Consider the following 16,329-nt stretch of genomic DNA (forward strand, 5'->3'; position numbering starts at 1 on the left):
GACTTCTAAACGAGTCAGCGATCCGCTGGGTGGTTCACGCCATCATTGGTTACCACCTCACCAAGATAAAATGGGTTGACGCCTTCTAAGCACCCAACGTTGAATCCGTATTCGTGAGGATTAGAGCGCCTTTGATGATGGGTATAAATTCCGCAATTTGAGCAAAAGTAGTGCTTAGCGGTTTGAGTGTTGAATTGATAAAGCTTGAGTACGTCCTCACCTTTGAGGATCTTTATTCCATCCAAGTCCACTGATGCCACAATCGCCCCTTTACGGCGGCAGATAGAACAGTCGCACCGCCTTGGGTTATCAATGCCATATGGTAGTGTAAGCTCCAGTACGACTGCTCCGCAGTGGCAGGTTGCCTTGTGTTTGGGAAGAATTTTGGTATTGCCTACTTGCTTAATCATCTCATGATTCCTTCCTTTGAGTTATTTTAACGAGATTCCTCCATCGACCACCAACGTATGACCAACGATATAGCTCGATTTATCAGATAGCAGGAAATCTATGGCGTCTGCGATTTCAGATATTCTGGCAAATCGTTGAATGGGCACTTGAGACGAAACATTGTCACGAAGTTGTTCATCTTTCTTGGCTCGCTCTTCCCATCTCGGTGTCCAGGTAACACCTGGAGCAACAGCATTGATTCGAATACCTTTTTCGATGTTTTCTAACGCCAGAGACTGTGTTAGCCCCTCAATCGCGTGTTTCGCCGCGCAGTACATAGTGGCATTTGGAGTAGGTCTTAGTCCATTTATTGAGCTTACATTAACCATGGTAGAGCCAGCAGACATCATTTTAATCTGATACCGAATATTCAGTGCTTGCGCCCAGAAATCGTTGTTTAGCGTAGACTTAAGATCTTCTATTTCTACCGAGCTGAACTCTCCAAGAGATGCAATTGCAGGAGATGCATTGTTCACCGCGATGTCTATTTTTCTGTAGGTTTGGGCGATGTATTGATACCAATGCGCTAAACCGCGTTCGTCAGTGATGTCTAAGCTTTGGTAATCAACACCCTTCAATTCCGGATGTGTCGAAACGGCACTATCCCAACTTGAACTGCTTCTGGAACAGGTTACTACCTTGTAGCCTTTGTTCACCCATCGGTTAACCATTTCAAGCCCAATGCCTTTAGAACCTCCTGTTATCAATGCAGTTTTCATAGGTAGCGCCTCAACTTTCCATAAACAACCATCAGCATATCAAGAAGAAACGTATCGTCAACTTGCACCACTGGGTTGTGACTGTTCGATCTGTTTTTCTGGCTCTAAGGAATAGAAAAAGGTGGCATGAGCCACCTTCAGGGAGATTTAAAAAGCGAGAATATACGATGATTTAGTATCGTGCGTGCATTCCAAAATGGTGGGATAGGTTGTCATCCATGTTTCCGCCTTTCCACCCAGAACCACCCAACAAGTTCAGAATATCTCTCGCGTTATAGTCCCGACCTTCAAAGTAGTCATTCGCAATGTCTTGCCTGATTGCAACGACAGCATGTTTTGCTTTGTCCGAGTCGAACTTGAGCGACGTGTACTCACAAAACAATGCTAATGCTATTTGTTTCTGGCGTTTACATAACTCGATACTGTTTGCTTCAACCTGACCAACGGTGTAGTAGTCGCGACTTCCATATCCTTTCATCAGTAACGGTGAAAGACGTTTTATCACCTTCTTAGTACGTCTTCTTTGTAAGTATCGAATCATAGCTAACCCTCAATCAAAAACAGGGTGATTTTAACTTAGCTTCAGTCTGATTCGGTAGCAGAAACAAGTAAGCGAGAGTAAGTTTCGAATCCACCACGAGATGCTTACATTAGTGCGGTTGCGATCATCTTTATCGCCATAATCGTAAGTAATGCTTTAATCGCGTAAATCCATTTCTCATTGTTTGCCGTTCGTCTTAACTGGGTACCAATAAACGACCCAAAAACGGAGCTGATGATCATAACGGTCAATAATGCTAAGTTTCCAGTCAGCGAAAAACCAATGATCCCAAACACCAATATCTTGCTCAGATGACTGATGGTCATAAACAGTGCGCTCGTCGCAATAATCTGGTTTTTATCTTCTAGATCTTTGGTAAGTACGCTCAATGCTAGCGGTCCATTTGCTCCAACAACCAATCCTAGACCTGACTGCAAAAAGCCAATAACGTAGTAACTTTCGTATTGACCAATAAAGGTTGAAAATCGCTTACTCCAAATATTCAACAGGATATAAATTCCAATTGCCAAAGGAATGTATTCCGTTGGCATGCTAACGATCAGGAAGCCAAAAACAATCACGCCCAGTAAAGTGCCAGCAATGAATTTGGGAAGAAAATCCCAGCGCACACTGCTCCAGGAAAAATACATTCGGGAAACATTGCTAGCTAATTGAGTTACGCCGTGAACAGGAATTATAAGATGAGGAGCCAAAAATGCGGGAAGTATGGAAATCAGTAATAGCCCACCACCAAAACCGAAGACACCTGCAACTGCCGAGGTGAAAAACGAAGCGATACCCAGTATGTAAGTAGTTTCCACTGTGACTCCTGTACCTATATCCCTCAAATCATTAGATATGAGGAAAAGTGCTCCGTTCTCTTATAACCTATCCAAAGGCATCAGAAAATCATCGGCTGGTATCCGTGTGCCCTCACTGACATTTCAATACATTAGCAACAAGTCTCTGTCTTAGTAAATGCTGACTAAATGTCCCAACGGAAAAACGGTCGGTCGCCATCCATCCGTTCAATTTTGGCTCCCAAGTTGAGATAAAACTGGTGTGCTCTATTGTTGATGGGGCTTGCTGTCCATGAAATGTGGGATACCCCTTTCTCTTGGGCTAGTTCCTTTAAGAAAGTCATAATTTTTCTGCCATGACCTTTTGAACGCTCTGTATTCAAAACCAATAGATCATCAAGCCAGACTGAAGGCAAACCACTAAAAGAAGAGTATCGATAATGGAAAATCGCGAAACCGATCGGTTCATCACTCACTTCCAATATGATTGCATGAGCAAAAGGCTCTGAGTTAAAAAATGTTTTTTGAATTCTTTCAACTGAGGTGGTGATTTCTCCTTCAAACCCTCTCATAGAGCGGTCAAAATCGGCTTTTTTGTTTATTAGACTCAGAAGAATGGGGGCATCTTCAAATATCGCTTTTCTTACTTTCAAGTTTCCTTCCTTTGAAAATTTTTTATTTTGAGATTGCTTTTAAGCTTACAAAAGCTAGCAGACCTACCAGTTCACTATGCTTTCTTTACAAAGTGAGCCGTAATCATCATCTCACCAGCACCGTCGACTTTGCAGTCCAGTTGATGGTCCTTACCATCGACAATTCGGCGAACTAGCGCTTTGGTACCAATCTTAAGTACCTGAGAACTGCCTTTGACTTTCAGATCTTTGATCATCGTGACTTTATCGCCTTCTTGCAGCAAGGCTCCGTTTGCGTCTTTTACGGTGATGGATTCTTCAGCGAGAAGCTCGTCAGGATTCCATTCATGGAAGCACTCAGGGCAAACCAAGTTACTTTGATCTTGATATACATATTCGGATGTGCAGCTAGGGCAAGGAGGAAAAGACATGGGGGTATTACTTCCTAAAATTAACTTTGATTGTATGGTATTAAACATGGCGGAAGGTTGCGAGTACTATTGCGAATATAAAATCGCAGGCATAAAAAATGGCAGCCGAGGCTGCCATTTTTTACGAATCTAATCGGTTATTCCCAATCAAGAATGACCTTACCAGACATCCCGCTACGCATGATATCGAAGCCTTTCTGGAAGTCATCAATATTGTAGTGATGGGTAATGATTGGTGTGAGGTCTAAGCCAGATTGAATCAGGCTCGCCATCTTGTACCAGGTTTCAAACATTTCACGTCCGTAAATGCCTTTGATCACCAAACCTTTGAAGATAACCTGGTTCCAGTCGATTGCCATGTTGGATGGTGGAATACCCAGAAGAGCAATTCGACCGCCGTGGTTCATGGTTTCTAGCATGGTACTGAATGCGACTTGAACGCCAGACATTTCAAGACCAACGTCGAAGCCTTCAGTCATGCCGAGCTCAGCCATCACGTCTTCCAGCTTTTCTTCCGCAACATTAACTGCACGAGTCACGCCCATTTTACGAGCCAGATCCAAACGGTATTCGTTGATGTCTGTAATCACAACGTGACGCGCACCAACGTGTTTTGCAACCGCTGCCGCCATAATGCCAATAGGACCAGCACCTGTGATCAATACATCTTCACCTACCAAGTCGAAAGACAAAGCGGTATGAACTGCGTTACCAAACGGGTCGAAGATTGAAGCAAGATCATCAGAAATTTCGTCAGGAATCTTAAACGCATTAAACGCAGGCAGAACAAGGTATTCAGCAAAACTACCCGTACGGTTTACGCCCACACCTTCTGTGTTACGGCACAAATGGGTACGTCCACCACGACAGTTACGGCAGTGACCACAGGTAATATGACCTTCACCAGATACGCGGTCGCCGATCTCGAAGCCACGTACTTCCTGACCGATCTCAACAACCTCACCTACGTATTCGTGCCCCACAACCATAGGAACGGGAATCGTTTTTTGCGACCACTCATCCCAGTTGTAGATGTGTACGTCTGTACCACAAATCGAGGATTTCTTGATTTTGATTAGAATGTCATTGTGACCGATCTCAGGCTTCTCTACCTCGGTCATCCAAATGCCTTCTTCTGGCTTTAGCTTCGCTAGTGCTTTAATTTTCATTATTTGATGATCCCCATATCGCGACCTACTTCGATAAACGCATCAATAGCTTTGTCTAGCTGCTCTTTAGAGTGTGCTGCCGACATTTGAGTACGGATTCGAGCTTGCCCTTTTGGAACCACAGGGAATGAGAAGCCAACAACATAGATGCCTTTGGCAAGCGCACGTTCAGCGAACTCTGCCGCCACTTTTGCGTCACCGAGCATAATTGGGATAATCGCGTGATCAGCTCCGGCTAAGGTAAATCCAGATTCTGTCATACGTGCACGGAAGTGTTCTGCATTTTCCCAAAGGCGAGTACGTAGATCGCCACTTTCGGCTAATAGGTCAAGAACACGGATAGATGCCGACACAATGGCAGGTGCAACGGAGTTCGAGAACAAGTAAGGGCGAGAACGCTGACGCAGCCAGTCGATCACTTCTTTCTTACCGGACGTATAGCCACCAGATGCACCACCCATGGCTTTGCCAAGCGTACCCGTGATGATATCGATACGGTCGATCACGTTGTGATATTCATGCGTACCGGCACCGTTTTCTCCCATGAATCCTACTGCGTGAGAATCGTCTACCATCACTAGCGCATCGTACTTTTCAGCCAGATCACAGATTGCAGGTAGGTTTGCAACAACGCCATCCATTGAGAACACACCGTCTGTCACAATAAGTGTATGACGAGCGCCCGCTTCTTTCGCGGCGATCAGTTGTTGCTCAAGTTCTTCCATATTGTTGTTGGCATAACGGAAGCGCATGGCTTTACATAAACGAACGCCGTCGATGATGGAGGCGTGGTTTAATGCGTCGGAAATGATCGCATCTTCTTTGCCAAGAATGGTTTCAAATAAACCGGCGTTTGCATCGAAACAAGAGGTGTAAAGAATCGTATCTTCTTTGCCCAGAAACGTGGAAAGCTTCTGCTCCAGTACTTTGTGGGAATCTTGGGTACCACAAATAAAGCGAACCGACGCCATACCGAAACCATGCTGATCCATTCCTTCTTTTGCTGATTCAATCAGGTCAGGATGGTTAGCTAAGCCAAGGTAGTTATTCGCGCAGAAGTTTAATACTTCTTCGCCTGTAGAGATGGATACTGCTGCTTTTTGAGCAGAAGTGATGATGCGTTCAGACTTGTACAACCCTTCGTTTTTTACTTCTTCGATTTGGGTTTGTATGTGCTGGTAAAATGCAGAAGACATGTTCTCATTCCTTCTTCGTTATTGTTGTTCCGCTTTGCTGCGGATTCTTTTTATTTTAAATGAACTCATTAACGACTATTATCCCTCACAATGGAAAACCATTCGTGAATCACAGGCACAAATAAAGGAACATTTGCTTAATGCTTAACCAAAAGCTCATTGCCCTGCTCCCCGATCTCGCTGCTTTTATTTTAGTTGTAGATGAAGGCAGTTTTACCGCGGCGGCGAAAAAATTGAATGTGACGCCTTCAGCACTCAGTAAGTTGATCACTCGCTTGGAATATGCGCTTTCGGTGAAGCTTTTTGAAAGAACGACGCGCTCTCTGGCTATTACCGAGTCAGGAAAGAAGGTGTACGAGCAAAGCGTTGCCATGGTAAATGCGGCTCAGCAAGCTATCGCCATATCAGAAGCAGACCACACCGAACTTGCAGGGAGCATTACAGTTGCAGCACCGGAAGCGTATTTGAATTCGGTTTTACAACCCCATATCCTACCGTTTCTGGAACATTACCCCGACATCCAGCTTAAACTTCGCGCCGTAGATGGCGACATCGATTTGAATCAAAACATTGATATCGCATTTCGACTAACGGACAAACCTCATGAAAATCAGGTTCTGAAAGAGATTCGAAAAACCAACCTCGTCTTGTGTGCGAGCCCTGCCTACCTGACCGAGAAAGGGACACCCAATCATCCAACTCAGCTTGAAAAACACGATTGCCTGTATTTAGCCGAAACCCCGAACGATCACATTTGGGATTTTCTAAAAGACGATGAGTTTTTTACGGTGGCTGTGTCTGGTCGGTATGCCGTCAACCATTCGCAAATGCGACTGGCGGGGGTGAAAAGTGGTTTGGGGATAGGGATCTTCCATGACTTTGTTGTAAAAGAAGCCTTACGTGATGGCAGTGTGGTAGAGGTGCTTTCAGACTGGACGCTAAAAAGTAACTACCACGGAGCCGTTGCCATGCAATACGCGCAGACTAAGTACATGCCCGCAAGGCTCCGTGTGTTTATCGATTACATCGTAGAAAAGCTTGCCGAGTAATAGCTATCGCTTTCCGAGCAACACCTGAAAATCTCGTTTGTAATCAGAAAGTGGGTTGTGCCCTATCAGAGCTGAATCTTGAGTCTTTAGCCACAAATTAAGCATTCTTCCCGCATACCAGGCGGCGATGAGGTTGGCGGTGGCAATTCCTGCCCATACGTAAGAAACACCGAAATAAGATCCAATCCACGCCAAAGGAATCGTCAGAATAATCGAACGTACCAAGGTAATTCTGAGTGAAGACAGTGGCTGTTCTACACCATTAAAGAATGACGTAGTAATCAGTGCCAGACCGTACGCTGGAAACGTCAGCCCGACAAAGTAGAAGTAGCTAGACCCAAACGCCAATACTTCTGGTTGATCGCTGAATATGGAGAGGATTGGCGCCGAAGCCAGTGCCACAATAGCAAAGAATAGTAATCCCCAATAAACGGTCATTCTTCCTGATATTGCGATCACTTTATCCAGCCTGCCCTGCTTTTTTGCACCGTAGTTTTGCGCAACAAAAGGTGTCATCACTACACTGAGCGCCAGTATCCCGGTAAGAACCAAAGACTCTATACGCGTGACAATACCATAAGCCGCAACAGCAGCCTCTCCGTGGGCAGATAAAGCACGAGTGATGATCGCCACCGCAAACGGTGTAAGCACCTGTGCAGCAATCGCGGGGATACCGATTCGAAAAACTGGTTTTAGCTCTTTTAAGGATTGAATAAGGGTAAACAAAACGCGGAAACTGAAAAGGGACTCTTTGAAGGCCAGGCTTACCATTAAAACAAGAATCACTAACCACGAAATCACCGTGGCAAGTGCCGCCCCCTCCAAATACATTTCTGGAAACGGTCCTACTCCAAAAATGAGCAGGTAGTCAAAAACGAGGTTCGTTACGCCACCAATCGCCATAATGATGGTGGACGAAACCATCACACCCTTTGCCATTAAAGCGGCATTCGCTACTAGCGTCCCAACCAATGCCCACATCCCTATAAACAGAGGGATCATATATTCCTTAACCAGTGGCAAGGTATCTGGTGGCGTACCAAGTAATGTGAATACCTGATCTGCACTCAACAAACCTAAAGCCCCTAACCCTATAGCTGTAATCAGAAAAAAGAGGATAGATATCGAAGCGATGGATCTCGCTTTATCGCTATTTTTCTCACCCAGTGCTTTTCCTACGACAGCAGAAACGCCCGCTGCCGTTCCCATAAACAGGCTGATAACCAGAAAATAGACAGGATACGCAAAACTCATGGCGGCGAGAGGTTGTGTGCCCAACTGACCAACAAAGTAGGTATCCACAAGTTGAAACATGAATGTCATTAACATGCCAAAAGCGGCAGGCGCCGCCATTGCAACCAGCGCAGGTCTGACAGGTTTGGATAAGATTGGTGATTCCATACGAACCTCCCTGTGTATTTGAAACGCAAGTTCCTTCTTACGTTTTTGACCAACTCTAAGCGGACAGTTTGCCCATCAGCTCTACCAGCTCTGCATTAGCCGATTCATCTTTTACCTCACCCTTCTCCATATCGAAGGTGTCATAAAAACTTGGAAGCGAGAACTGCCCAACCACATTTCCTGCAAAATGAGGAGCTCCACTCACTGCGGTTGCTAACACATTGCGTGCACCGCCTGGACCAGGAGACGTCGCCAGAAGCACCATAGGTTTGTTTTGGAACAACTTCATATCGATGCGAGATGTCCAGTCAAACAGGTTTTTGTATGCCGCAGTGTAAGATCCGTTGTGCTCAGCAAAGGAAATTACGATGGCATCGGCTTCACCCAATTTGTTAAAGAATGCTTTGGCAAGATCAGGCTGACCCAGCTCTTTTTCTCTGTCCGTGCTGAACAACGGCAGTTCATAATCATTGATGTCTAGAATTTCAACATCGGCACCTGAAACCAAACCTGATGCATAAGTGACTAGCTGCTTGTTGATAGAATCACGGCTGCTGGTAGCTGCAAAAGCGACAATTTTCATAATATTTCCTTCCTATTCACTTGAAGCCTTAAAGGAGAATACTTTACGTATTGTTAACTCCGCCGACTTCTTAGATTCTGTTTCGTTTTGATTTAGATAAACTATAGATTAATTCTATTTAATGATTAATACTTCATTTGAAAAATCATTATTTCCATATAACACTTAATAATTCTTCGAGCATAGGCAATGGCATCAGATACACAACTTCTTGATGGAATGGTTATTTTTTCCGAGGTGGTTTCTAGAGGAAGCTTTACTAAAGCTGCAGAAAGCACCGGGCATTCCACTTCTTACATCAGCAAAGAAATCAATAAACTGGAAGAAAGGCTAAAAGTGCGTTTATTGCATCGGACAACTCGCACGTTAAGCCTGACACCAGAAGGAGAAATGTATTTCGAACGCTGCCAGCAATTGATACAGGATGTTGAAGAACTCGAAGAAACATTGAGCGGAAAAAACGCTGAGCCCAGAGGAACGTTGAAAATCAGTTGCCCAATCACTTTTGGCTTGTCGCGCATTCGTCCTATTTTGGCAAAGTATTCAGCACAGTACCCCGAGGTAAACCTAGACGTAGACCTAAGTGATCATAAAGTCGATATGATTGCCGAGGGTATTGATGTGTCGATTCGAGGGACTTCTAGTCAACTGGAAGATTCAACTTTGATTAGTCAAAAAATCCTGACCAGTGATAGCGCCACTTTTGCCTCTCCTGATTATTTAAAATCCTACGGTACGCCCAAACATCCTTCTGAACTCAAGGATCATATGGCGATCTGCTATCGCCTGATAAAGAACCCTTCTTTGTGGACATATTGGGAAAAGGACGGCACTAAGAAGTCGGTGAAAGTAAAGAGTAAACTTCTGACAAACAGTCCTCAGCTTGAATTGGAAATGTGCAAAGAAGGGCTGGGAATAACACGGATGCCGAAGTTTAACCTTAGTGACGAGTTTGAAACGGGGGAACTGGTAGAACTGTTCGCGGATTACCCGAAGGTTCAGATCAATATGTACTTAATCTACCCCAGCCGAAAACACATGTCGGCAAAGGTCTCTAGCTTCATTGAATTTGTTAAACAGGAGTTGGAGTCAGAGGCGCATTAGCTTTCAGAGAACCGGACATCACTCACCAAAAAGCTTTAGTGTATTTTGAAATTCATTCGTACTGCATCAGGTACTCAAAATCGGTTTCACCTACCTCGACAAAACCTAATCTCGCATACAAATCTTTTGCAGGGTTAGTCTTTAATACACTAAGCCCAACCACAGCATTAGTGGACTTGACCTTATCAATAAGGTTTGTAATCAGGCAACTTGCAATACTCTGATTCTGAAAGTTCGGATGGATTTGAATTTGAACCAAGTGCCACTCGTTCTCTTCCTTTTTGAATTTCGCTTTGATCAAACCTGCAGAAACCCCATTTACCAGTATGATCCTTGCGTGCTCGAAGTCATAACGTATGCGGTTAATGTAGGCTTCACGAGTCACGGGCATTCCAGCTTCTCGCAAGTATTTGCCCATGGTGATCTCACGTAGGTCGAGCAGAAACCCAACATCTCCATCGTTTGCTTTTCTTAATGAGTACTGCATCTCGGCTCCCGCCGCAGGTGAATGATCAATCTATCGTATATTTTATGGGCTTAACTACGTCTATATCGAATGACTCTGCCCAGTAATAACAGGTAACCAAAAGGTCTCTTAAAGTTGCCACAGACCTTGCTCTATCGAGCCCAGAATGTATATTGCAAACGTCCCTTTACCAGGAATCTCTAATGGCGGAACCGCAATTTCCGCGCCTTGCTCCTTAACATCGATAACTGCCTGCGCAATATCTTCTACCAGCCAGTACGGGCGAGTCACCGGTGTTTCTGTTTCCCGCAGTGGCGCCCTAACTCCGACAATACAGCCATCAGACAAAACACCTGTTCTCGCGCCACCGAGTAGTTCATCTGCTCCTCCAAAATTGATCTTTTGAGCGGCTTCATACGCTTTACACACCGAATCAACATCAGGAGTGACTATCTCTAGATAATGAACTTTCATAATTTTCCTCGTTATTTTCGATAGTTTCACAACTAAGCTAACAGTCTTTGCCGATGAATAATCACAGTCAAGTCCACTTTCGGAACAATAATTTATTCATTTGAATTTAAAGTAAAAAAGCACTGGTACATTTTGTTGTATACCAGTGCTTTTTGAAAGAGGGATAGATTACTTAGGGCTAAATGGCAGAGAAGAGTGGTGTAGATTTATCTTAACGTTGCCTTCTTCATCTTTGATATAGCCAAATGAGTACTCAACTTTTACTTCTTCACCATTTGTTTTGGTGAAGAAGTAATTGCCCATTGCCATTGCAGAATCACCATCAGTAATAATTCCTTCGTTTTCCCAACGAACCTTAATATAAGGTGCCAAAGCGAAGCCTTTATCTTCTGCAAGATCCTGACCGATAAAATAGGACAAAGCTTCTTTCTGTGTTCCACGGAACTGGTCTACAGACGCCAAAGTAGGTTTAAACAGAACCTGTCCTTCACCAAAAGCATAGAATTCTTCAAGATGCTTTATCGCAGCTTCTCTTGGATCACTTGCTTTTCCTATTTTAACGATTCCCTCACCCCAACCTTTTTGTGCGGCTTCTACTTCTGCAGTGGATATTGAGCCCGCATAGGCATTAAAAGCACCAAATGAAGCAACCGCCAATGTAATTACAGATAACTTTCTCATTAGTTTCATCCTTGTGAATTTATAGAAATATTTATTTTAGATAAAAACATCATTAGATAAAGCAAACAAAGATTTCGAAAATTGTAATTGAACCAGATATTAGTTCAGCTTTCCTTACCTATGTTGTGCAATGATTTCGTTGAGCTTTTTACCAAAAAGGCAGACTACTAAATAGGACTTTTTACTCAAGGCTATTTTAGTGAATTTGGATCCAAGAGCTAATTTGGCGCAAAAAGTTTGCAATAGTTTCAGAAGGGTAGAATTTCAAGAAAAGATAAGATGATTAGATAAAAGGAGGGAGTAAATCTTATTAACAAATTTATATTTAAAATGGGTGAGTGATATTTTTGTTTCTAATGAATTTAAATAGAAAAGGGCTGCTAAAAAACAGCCCTTTTTATGTTTAATACCTTAGGAGGTCAGTTCTTTACGAAGAATTTCTGCACCTGCGCTTAGAGCATTGAGTTTGCCTCTCGCAACCTCACGGGATAGAGGAGCCATACCGCAGTTGGTTGAAGGATAAAGCTTGTCAGCATCGACAAACTGCAAGGCTTTTCGAAGTGTGTCCGCAACTTCTTCCGGTGTTTCAATGGCGTTAGTGGCTACATCAATCGCCCCAACCATCACCTTCTTACCGCGAATGAGTTCAATAAGATCCATAGGCACTCGAGAGTTTTGACACTCTAACGAAATGATATCGATGTCGGATGTTTGCAGCTTAGGAAACACTTCTTCATATTGACGCCACTCAGAACCGAGCGTTTTCTTCCAATCTGTGTTGGCTTTGATGCCATAGCCGTAACAAATATGGACAGCGGTTTCACATTTAAGCCCTTCGATTGCTCTTTCCAGAGTTGCGATACCCCAATCATTAACTTCATCAAAGAATACGTTAAATGCAGGTTCGTCAAACTGAATAATATCTACACCAGCCGCCTCAAGTTCTTTGGCCTCCTGATTTAGAATTTTGGCAAATTCCCAGGCCAGCTTTTCGCGACTCTTGTAATGAGCATCGTAAAGCGTGTCGATCATCGTCATAGGACCTGGCAAAGCCCATTTGATCGGTTTATCAGTTTGCTCACGCAGAAACTTTGCATCTTCAACAAAGACTGGTTTTTGACGGCTAACAGCGCCAACAACGGTTGGTACACTCGCATCATAGCGGTCACGGATTTTCACCGTCTCGCGCTTCTCGAAGTCAACTCCGTCGAGATGCTCAATAAATGTAGTCACGAAGTGCTGACGCGTTTGCTCGCCATCACTGACAATGTCTATGCCTGTTTGTACTTGTTCTTGCAGAGATACGCGTAACGCGTCCTGCTTTCCATCAATCAGTTCCTGATCTTCTAGCTTCCAGGGAGACCATAGTTTCTCAGGTTGTGCCAGCCAAGAAGGCTTAGGTAAGCTGCCAGCCGTTGAAGTAGGTAATAGAATTTTCTTCATGCTTTTGTTTTTCCCTTAACTATTAAGCGTAGTTTGCAGACCATTGCTCAAGAACATTTTGATAAGGTTTGATGAAGTTCTCTTCCGCAAATTTCCCTTGCTCGATAGCCAGTCTGCTGCGCTCTTCTCTGTCATAAACAATCTGAGTCAGAGAGTGATCCAGGTTTTTCAGGTTTGGCTGATAATGCTTGCCTGCCGCTGCATTCGCATTGTAAATCTCTGGTCGGTAGATTTTCTGGAAAGTTTCCATGGTGCTGATAGTGCTGATCAGCTCAAGGTTGGTGTAATCATTAAGCAGGTCACCAAAGAAGTAGAAAGCCAACGGGGCAACACTGTTAGGCGGCATGAAGTAACGTACTTGCAGACCCATTTTTTTGAAGTATTGCTCGGTCAAAGACGATTCGTTTGGCTCGTATTCAAAACCTAATACAGGGTGTTGATTTTCGGTACGGTGATACGTTTTGTTGTCAGATACACTTAGGCAGATAACCGGTGGCTTATTGAAATGTTGCTTGTAAGTGTCGGATTTAATGAAGCTCTTGAACAGCTTACCGTGCAGTTCACCAAAGTTAGCTGGTACGCTGAACTGATCTTGGTTCTTGTTATGATCCAGTAGCAATACGCTGAAATCATAATCGCGAACGTAAGAGGAGAAGTTGTTTCCGACAATACCTTCAATACGTTCATTCGTTTTATGGTCAACAATGTTTGTCTTCAAGATTTCTATTGATGGGAAAGCCTGCCCACTGCCTTCGATATCCATATCTACGGATACGATTTCAAGCTCAACAGAATAACGATCACCTTTCGGGTTATCCCAACTTGCCAGAGCATTAAAGCTGTTGTCGATCATCTTCAGCGCGTTACGTAGGTTAGCTTGACGGCTGTCGCCTCTTGCTAGGTTAGCAAAATTAGTAGTGATACGCGTACTGTCTGAAGGATGGTAATTCTCATCAAAACAAATGCTTTTGATAGTGAATGCAAAGTCTTTATTCATGGTGATCTGATTTCCAATTCTTGAGGAAAGACCTGAGAGTTTTCACGGGTTTCAGGTCTTCCCAATATTCTTTCTTATTTTCCCAGCCTGAACTTTTCACAGATTCTTGATTTGCGTCAAACGAAGCAAATAGCTTCAACTGTATTATCCACTACGCTCGGGAGTAGAATGTGTTTTATACCCAGATACCAAATTGAGTAAAAATGGTTTTCTTTCACATTTAACATGAGAAATATTCATGTTCTTTTTCGACTAGGTTTTTTCTCCGAATAATTAGTGTGTTTTTTCTCCTGCCTTTCCTCTCTAAAAGCCTCAATAATAATCCAGTCCAAACTTTCCATCGAACACCTGAGCTATTCATTAAAACTCAACATCAAATACTTCTCTCAATTTAAATTGGGGAGAAAATTTAGTGTCTAAAACACAAGATCAAAAAAGCCCCAAAAGTTTGGGGCTTAAAATGTAATTACTGTGTGGTTTAAAACTTAATTCTGTACATGAAGATTAAGCAAACCAATGGTGCAGTTTTGGCATCGCTTTTAGCAATAAGGCATCAACAATCAAAACAGTCACTATCGTCGCACCTGCAAGTGGAAAGGCGAAGCCGACCAAAACAACGGTTACGGCTCCTAGCTTCCAGATTCCCCCTTTTTGAAAGGAAGGTGGTGCTCCCAGTTTTTTCTTACCTGCTGGTCGACGTTTCCACCACATTAGCGCACCTGTTACGCTAACCGCGACGAACGCAAGACAGAAGAACACATTCAAAAGCTTGTTGATGATGCTGACTTCACCCGTGTGGAGTGCAATGCCTGCCGCCATAAACTTGGCCATCCAGTTGTAGTCTTCCCATGTCACATCTGCGAGGATTTCACCTGAGTACTGGTCGATGTGTGTCGTACGATCCTGTGTTGGATCGGTTATATCACCACTCATGGTGTTCGCACCAAGCGTAAACACGCCAGTTTCACTCTTCGGCAGATTCAATTTGTATTGAGTCATGCCAAGTTTGCTCGCAGTATCCACGACCTTGTCGATAGATACTGTTGCCGTGTTGATGTGATGGACATGGTCACCGTGACCGCCATGATGCTCATGACCTTTCGATTCGGGTAACGGCGTTTGCTCTAACCCCCATGGCACTTCCTCTTCAGTTCCATGATTTAAGCTGGCGTGCGTTTTATCTGATAAAGGAACATCCGACCATTTTTGAGCGGGAAAACTGCTCCATGGTTGCACAAATTTTCCACCCCAAATACCGGCCCAAGCAAGCCCGGAAACCAGGAAGAACAATAGAACTAATGAAAGCACACCACCTAAGTTTGCATGCAGATCTCGCATGAAGATGCGTGTTCCGCTCTGCATACGAATTTTCAGAAAACCCGATTTAGAAGCGTTGTCCGACGGTAACCAAAGGTAAATACCAGTCACCAGTAAAATAATGGACAGACTGGCAGAAATTTCGATTAGGTAACCGCCAGTGTCTCCGACGAGTAAAGTGCTGTGAATGTCATTTGCTAACGCGTACCAGCTTTCACCACGATCAATTTCGCCTTTGATGTCGCCAGTATATGGGTCAACAAGAACAAAACGGTTTGACCCGTCTTCAAACCTTACTGAAAATCGGTTTGGTACTGTCTCGCTATGTGCTGGTACAAATTGAGTAACTGTGCCCTCTGCATAGCTCTCAACAATACTAAGCTGCTGTGATACTGGAATAGAATTCGATTTAGGTTCAACAATCAGCATGTCGCCGTAGCGAGCGCTTTCAAGCTCGTCATCGAACAACATCACAATGCCAGTAAGAGACAGTATCAACATAAACGGGATGACAAATAACCCTGCATAAAAATGCCATCTCCAAGTGAGAAAATAGAGGTTCTTCGAACGTGCGAAGTCCTTTTGTTGAGCTGTTTGAGTGCTTCCCAACATAATAATTTTTCCTTTTAACGCTAAAACACTCTTTTATACCCAAGTAACCTAAAGATGCCGGTTTCAGAGCTTCATATTCTGTTTCAATTCAAGGAAAAGAACGCAGCGGAATGATGAGTCCTTTCCAAGTTCTTTGACGATGAAGTGGGACAGAATATGCGCTCCCAAGGGCGAGTTTAACTGGCTTTCATACTGTGTTACCGATTCTCGATTTAGAGCCACTAGATCTTCAAATCGGTGTCTTGTCTGAAAGCCACTTAATTC

General features: G+C 43.8%; 18 protein-coding genes. 2 read left to right on the forward strand and 16 right to left on the reverse strand.

All coding sequences use genetic code 11. The features are described 5' to 3' along the window. Positions 1-14 precede the first annotated feature (14 nt). From INR79_RS24940 to INR79_RS24975, 8 genes are all read right to left on the reverse strand, one after another. A complete protein-coding gene (locus INR79_RS24940) occupies positions 15-410 on the reverse strand; it encodes a GFA family protein (RefSeq protein ID WP_223097449.1) in 396 nt (131 codons plus the stop codon). A 21-nt stretch (positions 411-431) separates the two neighbouring features. After that, positions 432-1,169, reverse strand: coding sequence for an SDR family NAD(P)-dependent oxidoreductase (locus tag INR79_RS24945; protein ID WP_223097451.1), 738 nt, complete (start codon positions 1,167-1,169; stop codon positions 432-434). A gap of 172 nt (positions 1,170-1,341) precedes the next feature. After that, positions 1,342-1,710, reverse strand: a complete 369-nt coding sequence (locus INR79_RS24950) for a DUF6559 family protein (protein ID WP_022593699.1) — start codon at positions 1,708-1,710, stop codon at positions 1,342-1,344. A 104-nt stretch (positions 1,711-1,814) separates the two neighbouring features. Next, positions 1,815-2,531, reverse strand: a complete 717-nt coding sequence (locus INR79_RS24955; RefSeq protein WP_223097453.1) for a sulfite exporter TauE/SafE family protein — start codon at positions 2,529-2,531, stop codon at positions 1,815-1,817. A 164-nt stretch (positions 2,532-2,695) separates the two neighbouring features. Continuing rightward, the gene (locus INR79_RS24960; protein ID WP_223097455.1) at positions 2,696-3,163 is read right to left on the reverse strand and encodes a GNAT family N-acetyltransferase; all 468 of its coding nucleotides are present in this window, start codon (positions 3,161-3,163) and stop codon (positions 2,696-2,698) included. A 74-nt stretch (positions 3,164-3,237) separates the two neighbouring features. Then, positions 3,238-3,573: a zinc ribbon domain-containing protein YjdM gene (locus INR79_RS24965; protein ID WP_004409092.1), complete on the reverse strand. Its 336-nt coding sequence runs from the start codon at positions 3,571-3,573 to the stop codon at positions 3,238-3,240. A gap of 137 nt (positions 3,574-3,710) precedes the next feature. After that, positions 3,711-4,742 (reverse strand): L-threonine 3-dehydrogenase, encoded by a 1,032-nt coding sequence (gene tdh, locus INR79_RS24970; RefSeq protein WP_223097456.1) that lies wholly within the window; start codon positions 4,740-4,742, stop codon positions 3,711-3,713. Further along, complete coding sequence (locus INR79_RS24975; RefSeq protein WP_223097457.1) at positions 4,742-5,938, reverse strand: glycine C-acetyltransferase; 1,197 nt, start codon at positions 5,936-5,938, stop codon at positions 4,742-4,744. Before INR79_RS24975 ends, tdh begins: the two co-directional genes overlap by 1 nt. A 140-nt stretch (positions 5,939-6,078) precedes the next feature. Here INR79_RS24975 and INR79_RS24980 point away from each other — a divergent pair, with 140 nt between their 5' ends. Continuing rightward, positions 6,079-6,987, forward strand: coding sequence for a LysR family transcriptional regulator (locus INR79_RS24980; RefSeq protein WP_223097458.1), 909 nt, complete (start codon positions 6,079-6,081; stop codon positions 6,985-6,987). Positions 6,988-6,990: 3 nt separating this feature from the next. Here INR79_RS24980 and INR79_RS24985 read toward each other — a convergent pair whose 3' ends face one another. Next, the gene (locus INR79_RS24985) at positions 6,991-8,388 is read right to left on the reverse strand and encodes an MATE family efflux transporter (RefSeq protein ID WP_223097459.1); all 1,398 of its coding nucleotides are present in this window, start codon (positions 8,386-8,388) and stop codon (positions 6,991-6,993) included. 55 nt (positions 8,389-8,443) lie between these two features. Next, entirely contained in the window at positions 8,444-8,971 is a 528-nt protein-coding gene (locus INR79_RS24990) for an NADPH-dependent FMN reductase (protein WP_223097460.1), read from the reverse strand. A gap of 189 nt (positions 8,972-9,160) precedes the next feature. Between INR79_RS24990 and INR79_RS24995 the strand changes: the two genes are divergently transcribed. Then, the gene (locus tag INR79_RS24995) at positions 9,161-10,075 is read left to right on the forward strand and encodes a LysR family transcriptional regulator (protein WP_022612601.1); all 915 of its coding nucleotides are present in this window, start codon (positions 9,161-9,163) and stop codon (positions 10,073-10,075) included. Positions 10,076-10,127: 52 nt separating this feature from the next. Here INR79_RS24995 and INR79_RS25000 read toward each other — a convergent pair whose 3' ends face one another. The 6 genes from INR79_RS25000 to INR79_RS25025 form a co-directional block, all read right to left on the reverse strand. After that, positions 10,128-10,562: a GNAT family N-acetyltransferase gene (locus INR79_RS25000; RefSeq protein ID WP_223097461.1), complete on the reverse strand. Its 435-nt coding sequence runs from the start codon at positions 10,560-10,562 to the stop codon at positions 10,128-10,130. Between the two features lie 108 nt (positions 10,563-10,670). Next, positions 10,671-11,015, reverse strand: coding sequence for a VOC family protein (locus INR79_RS25005; protein WP_223097462.1), 345 nt, complete (start codon positions 11,013-11,015; stop codon positions 10,671-10,673). Between the two features lie 168 nt (positions 11,016-11,183). Further along, positions 11,184-11,696 (reverse strand): hypothetical protein, encoded by a 513-nt coding sequence (locus tag INR79_RS25010; RefSeq protein ID WP_223097463.1) that lies wholly within the window; start codon positions 11,694-11,696, stop codon positions 11,184-11,186. Between the two features lie 411 nt (positions 11,697-12,107). Further along, entirely contained in the window at positions 12,108-13,139 is a 1,032-nt protein-coding gene (locus INR79_RS25015) for a methionine synthase (RefSeq protein WP_223097464.1), read from the reverse strand. Positions 13,140-13,161: 22 nt separating this feature from the next. Continuing rightward, a complete protein-coding gene (locus INR79_RS25020; RefSeq protein ID WP_004409113.1) occupies positions 13,162-14,136 on the reverse strand; it encodes a DUF1852 domain-containing protein in 975 nt (324 codons plus the stop codon). Positions 14,137-14,640: 504 nt separating this feature from the next. Continuing rightward, complete coding sequence (locus INR79_RS25025) at positions 14,641-16,065, reverse strand: PepSY-associated TM helix domain-containing protein (RefSeq protein WP_223097465.1); 1,425 nt, start codon at positions 16,063-16,065, stop codon at positions 14,641-14,643. Positions 16,066-16,329: the final 264 nt, after the last annotated feature.

Source organism: Vibrio sp. SCSIO 43132 (genome assembly GCF_019904195.1).
GTDB lineage: Bacteria > Pseudomonadota > Gammaproteobacteria > Enterobacterales > Vibrionaceae > Vibrio > Vibrio nigripulchritudo.

Bases quoted from the DNA above. Each gene is read 5' to 3' on its own strand.
- INR79_RS24985 (WP_223097459.1), bottom strand. From the start codon at position 8,388: ATGGAATCACCAATCTTATCCAAACCTGTCAGACCTGCGCTGGTTGCA.
- INR79_RS25020 (WP_004409113.1), bottom strand. From the start codon at position 14,136: ATGAATAAAGACTTTGCATTCACTATCAAAAGCATTTGTTTTGATGAG.
- INR79_RS25015 (WP_223097464.1), bottom strand. From the start codon at position 13,139: ATGAAGAAAATTCTATTACCTACTTCAACGGCTGGCAGCTTACCTAAG.
- INR79_RS24980 (WP_223097458.1), top strand. From the start codon at position 6,079: ATGCTTAACCAAAAGCTCATTGCCCTGCTCCCCGATCTCGCTGCTTTT.
- INR79_RS25010 (WP_223097463.1), bottom strand. From the start codon at position 11,696: ATGAGAAAGTTATCTGTAATTACATTGGCGGTTGCTTCATTTGGTGCT.
- INR79_RS24940 (WP_223097449.1), bottom strand. From the start codon at position 410: ATGATTAAGCAAGTAGGCAATACCAAAATTCTTCCCAAACACAAGGCA.
- INR79_RS24995 (WP_022612601.1), top strand. From the start codon at position 9,161: ATGGCATCAGATACACAACTTCTTGATGGAATGGTTATTTTTTCCGAG.
- INR79_RS25000 (WP_223097461.1), bottom strand. From the start codon at position 10,562: ATGCAGTACTCATTAAGAAAAGCAAACGATGGAGATGTTGGGTTTCTG.
- INR79_RS24950 (WP_022593699.1), bottom strand. From the start codon at position 1,710: ATGATTCGATACTTACAAAGAAGACGTACTAAGAAGGTGATAAAACGT.
- tdh (WP_223097456.1), bottom strand. From the start codon at position 4,742: ATGAAAATTAAAGCACTAGCGAAGCTAAAGCCAGAAGAAGGCATTTGG.
- INR79_RS25005 (WP_223097462.1), bottom strand. From the start codon at position 11,015: ATGAAAGTTCATTATCTAGAGATAGTCACTCCTGATGTTGATTCGGTG.
- INR79_RS25025 (WP_223097465.1), bottom strand. From the start codon at position 16,065: ATGTTGGGAAGCACTCAAACAGCTCAACAAAAGGACTTCGCACGTTCG.
- INR79_RS24975 (WP_223097457.1), bottom strand. From the start codon at position 5,938: ATGTCTTCTGCATTTTACCAGCACATACAAACCCAAATCGAAGAAGTA.
- INR79_RS24965 (WP_004409092.1), bottom strand. From the start codon at position 3,573: ATGTCTTTTCCTCCTTGCCCTAGCTGCACATCCGAATATGTATATCAA.
- INR79_RS24990 (WP_223097460.1), bottom strand. From the start codon at position 8,971: ATGAAAATTGTCGCTTTTGCAGCTACCAGCAGCCGTGATTCTATCAAC.
- INR79_RS24945 (WP_223097451.1), bottom strand. From the start codon at position 1,169: ATGAAAACTGCATTGATAACAGGAGGTTCTAAAGGCATTGGGCTTGAA.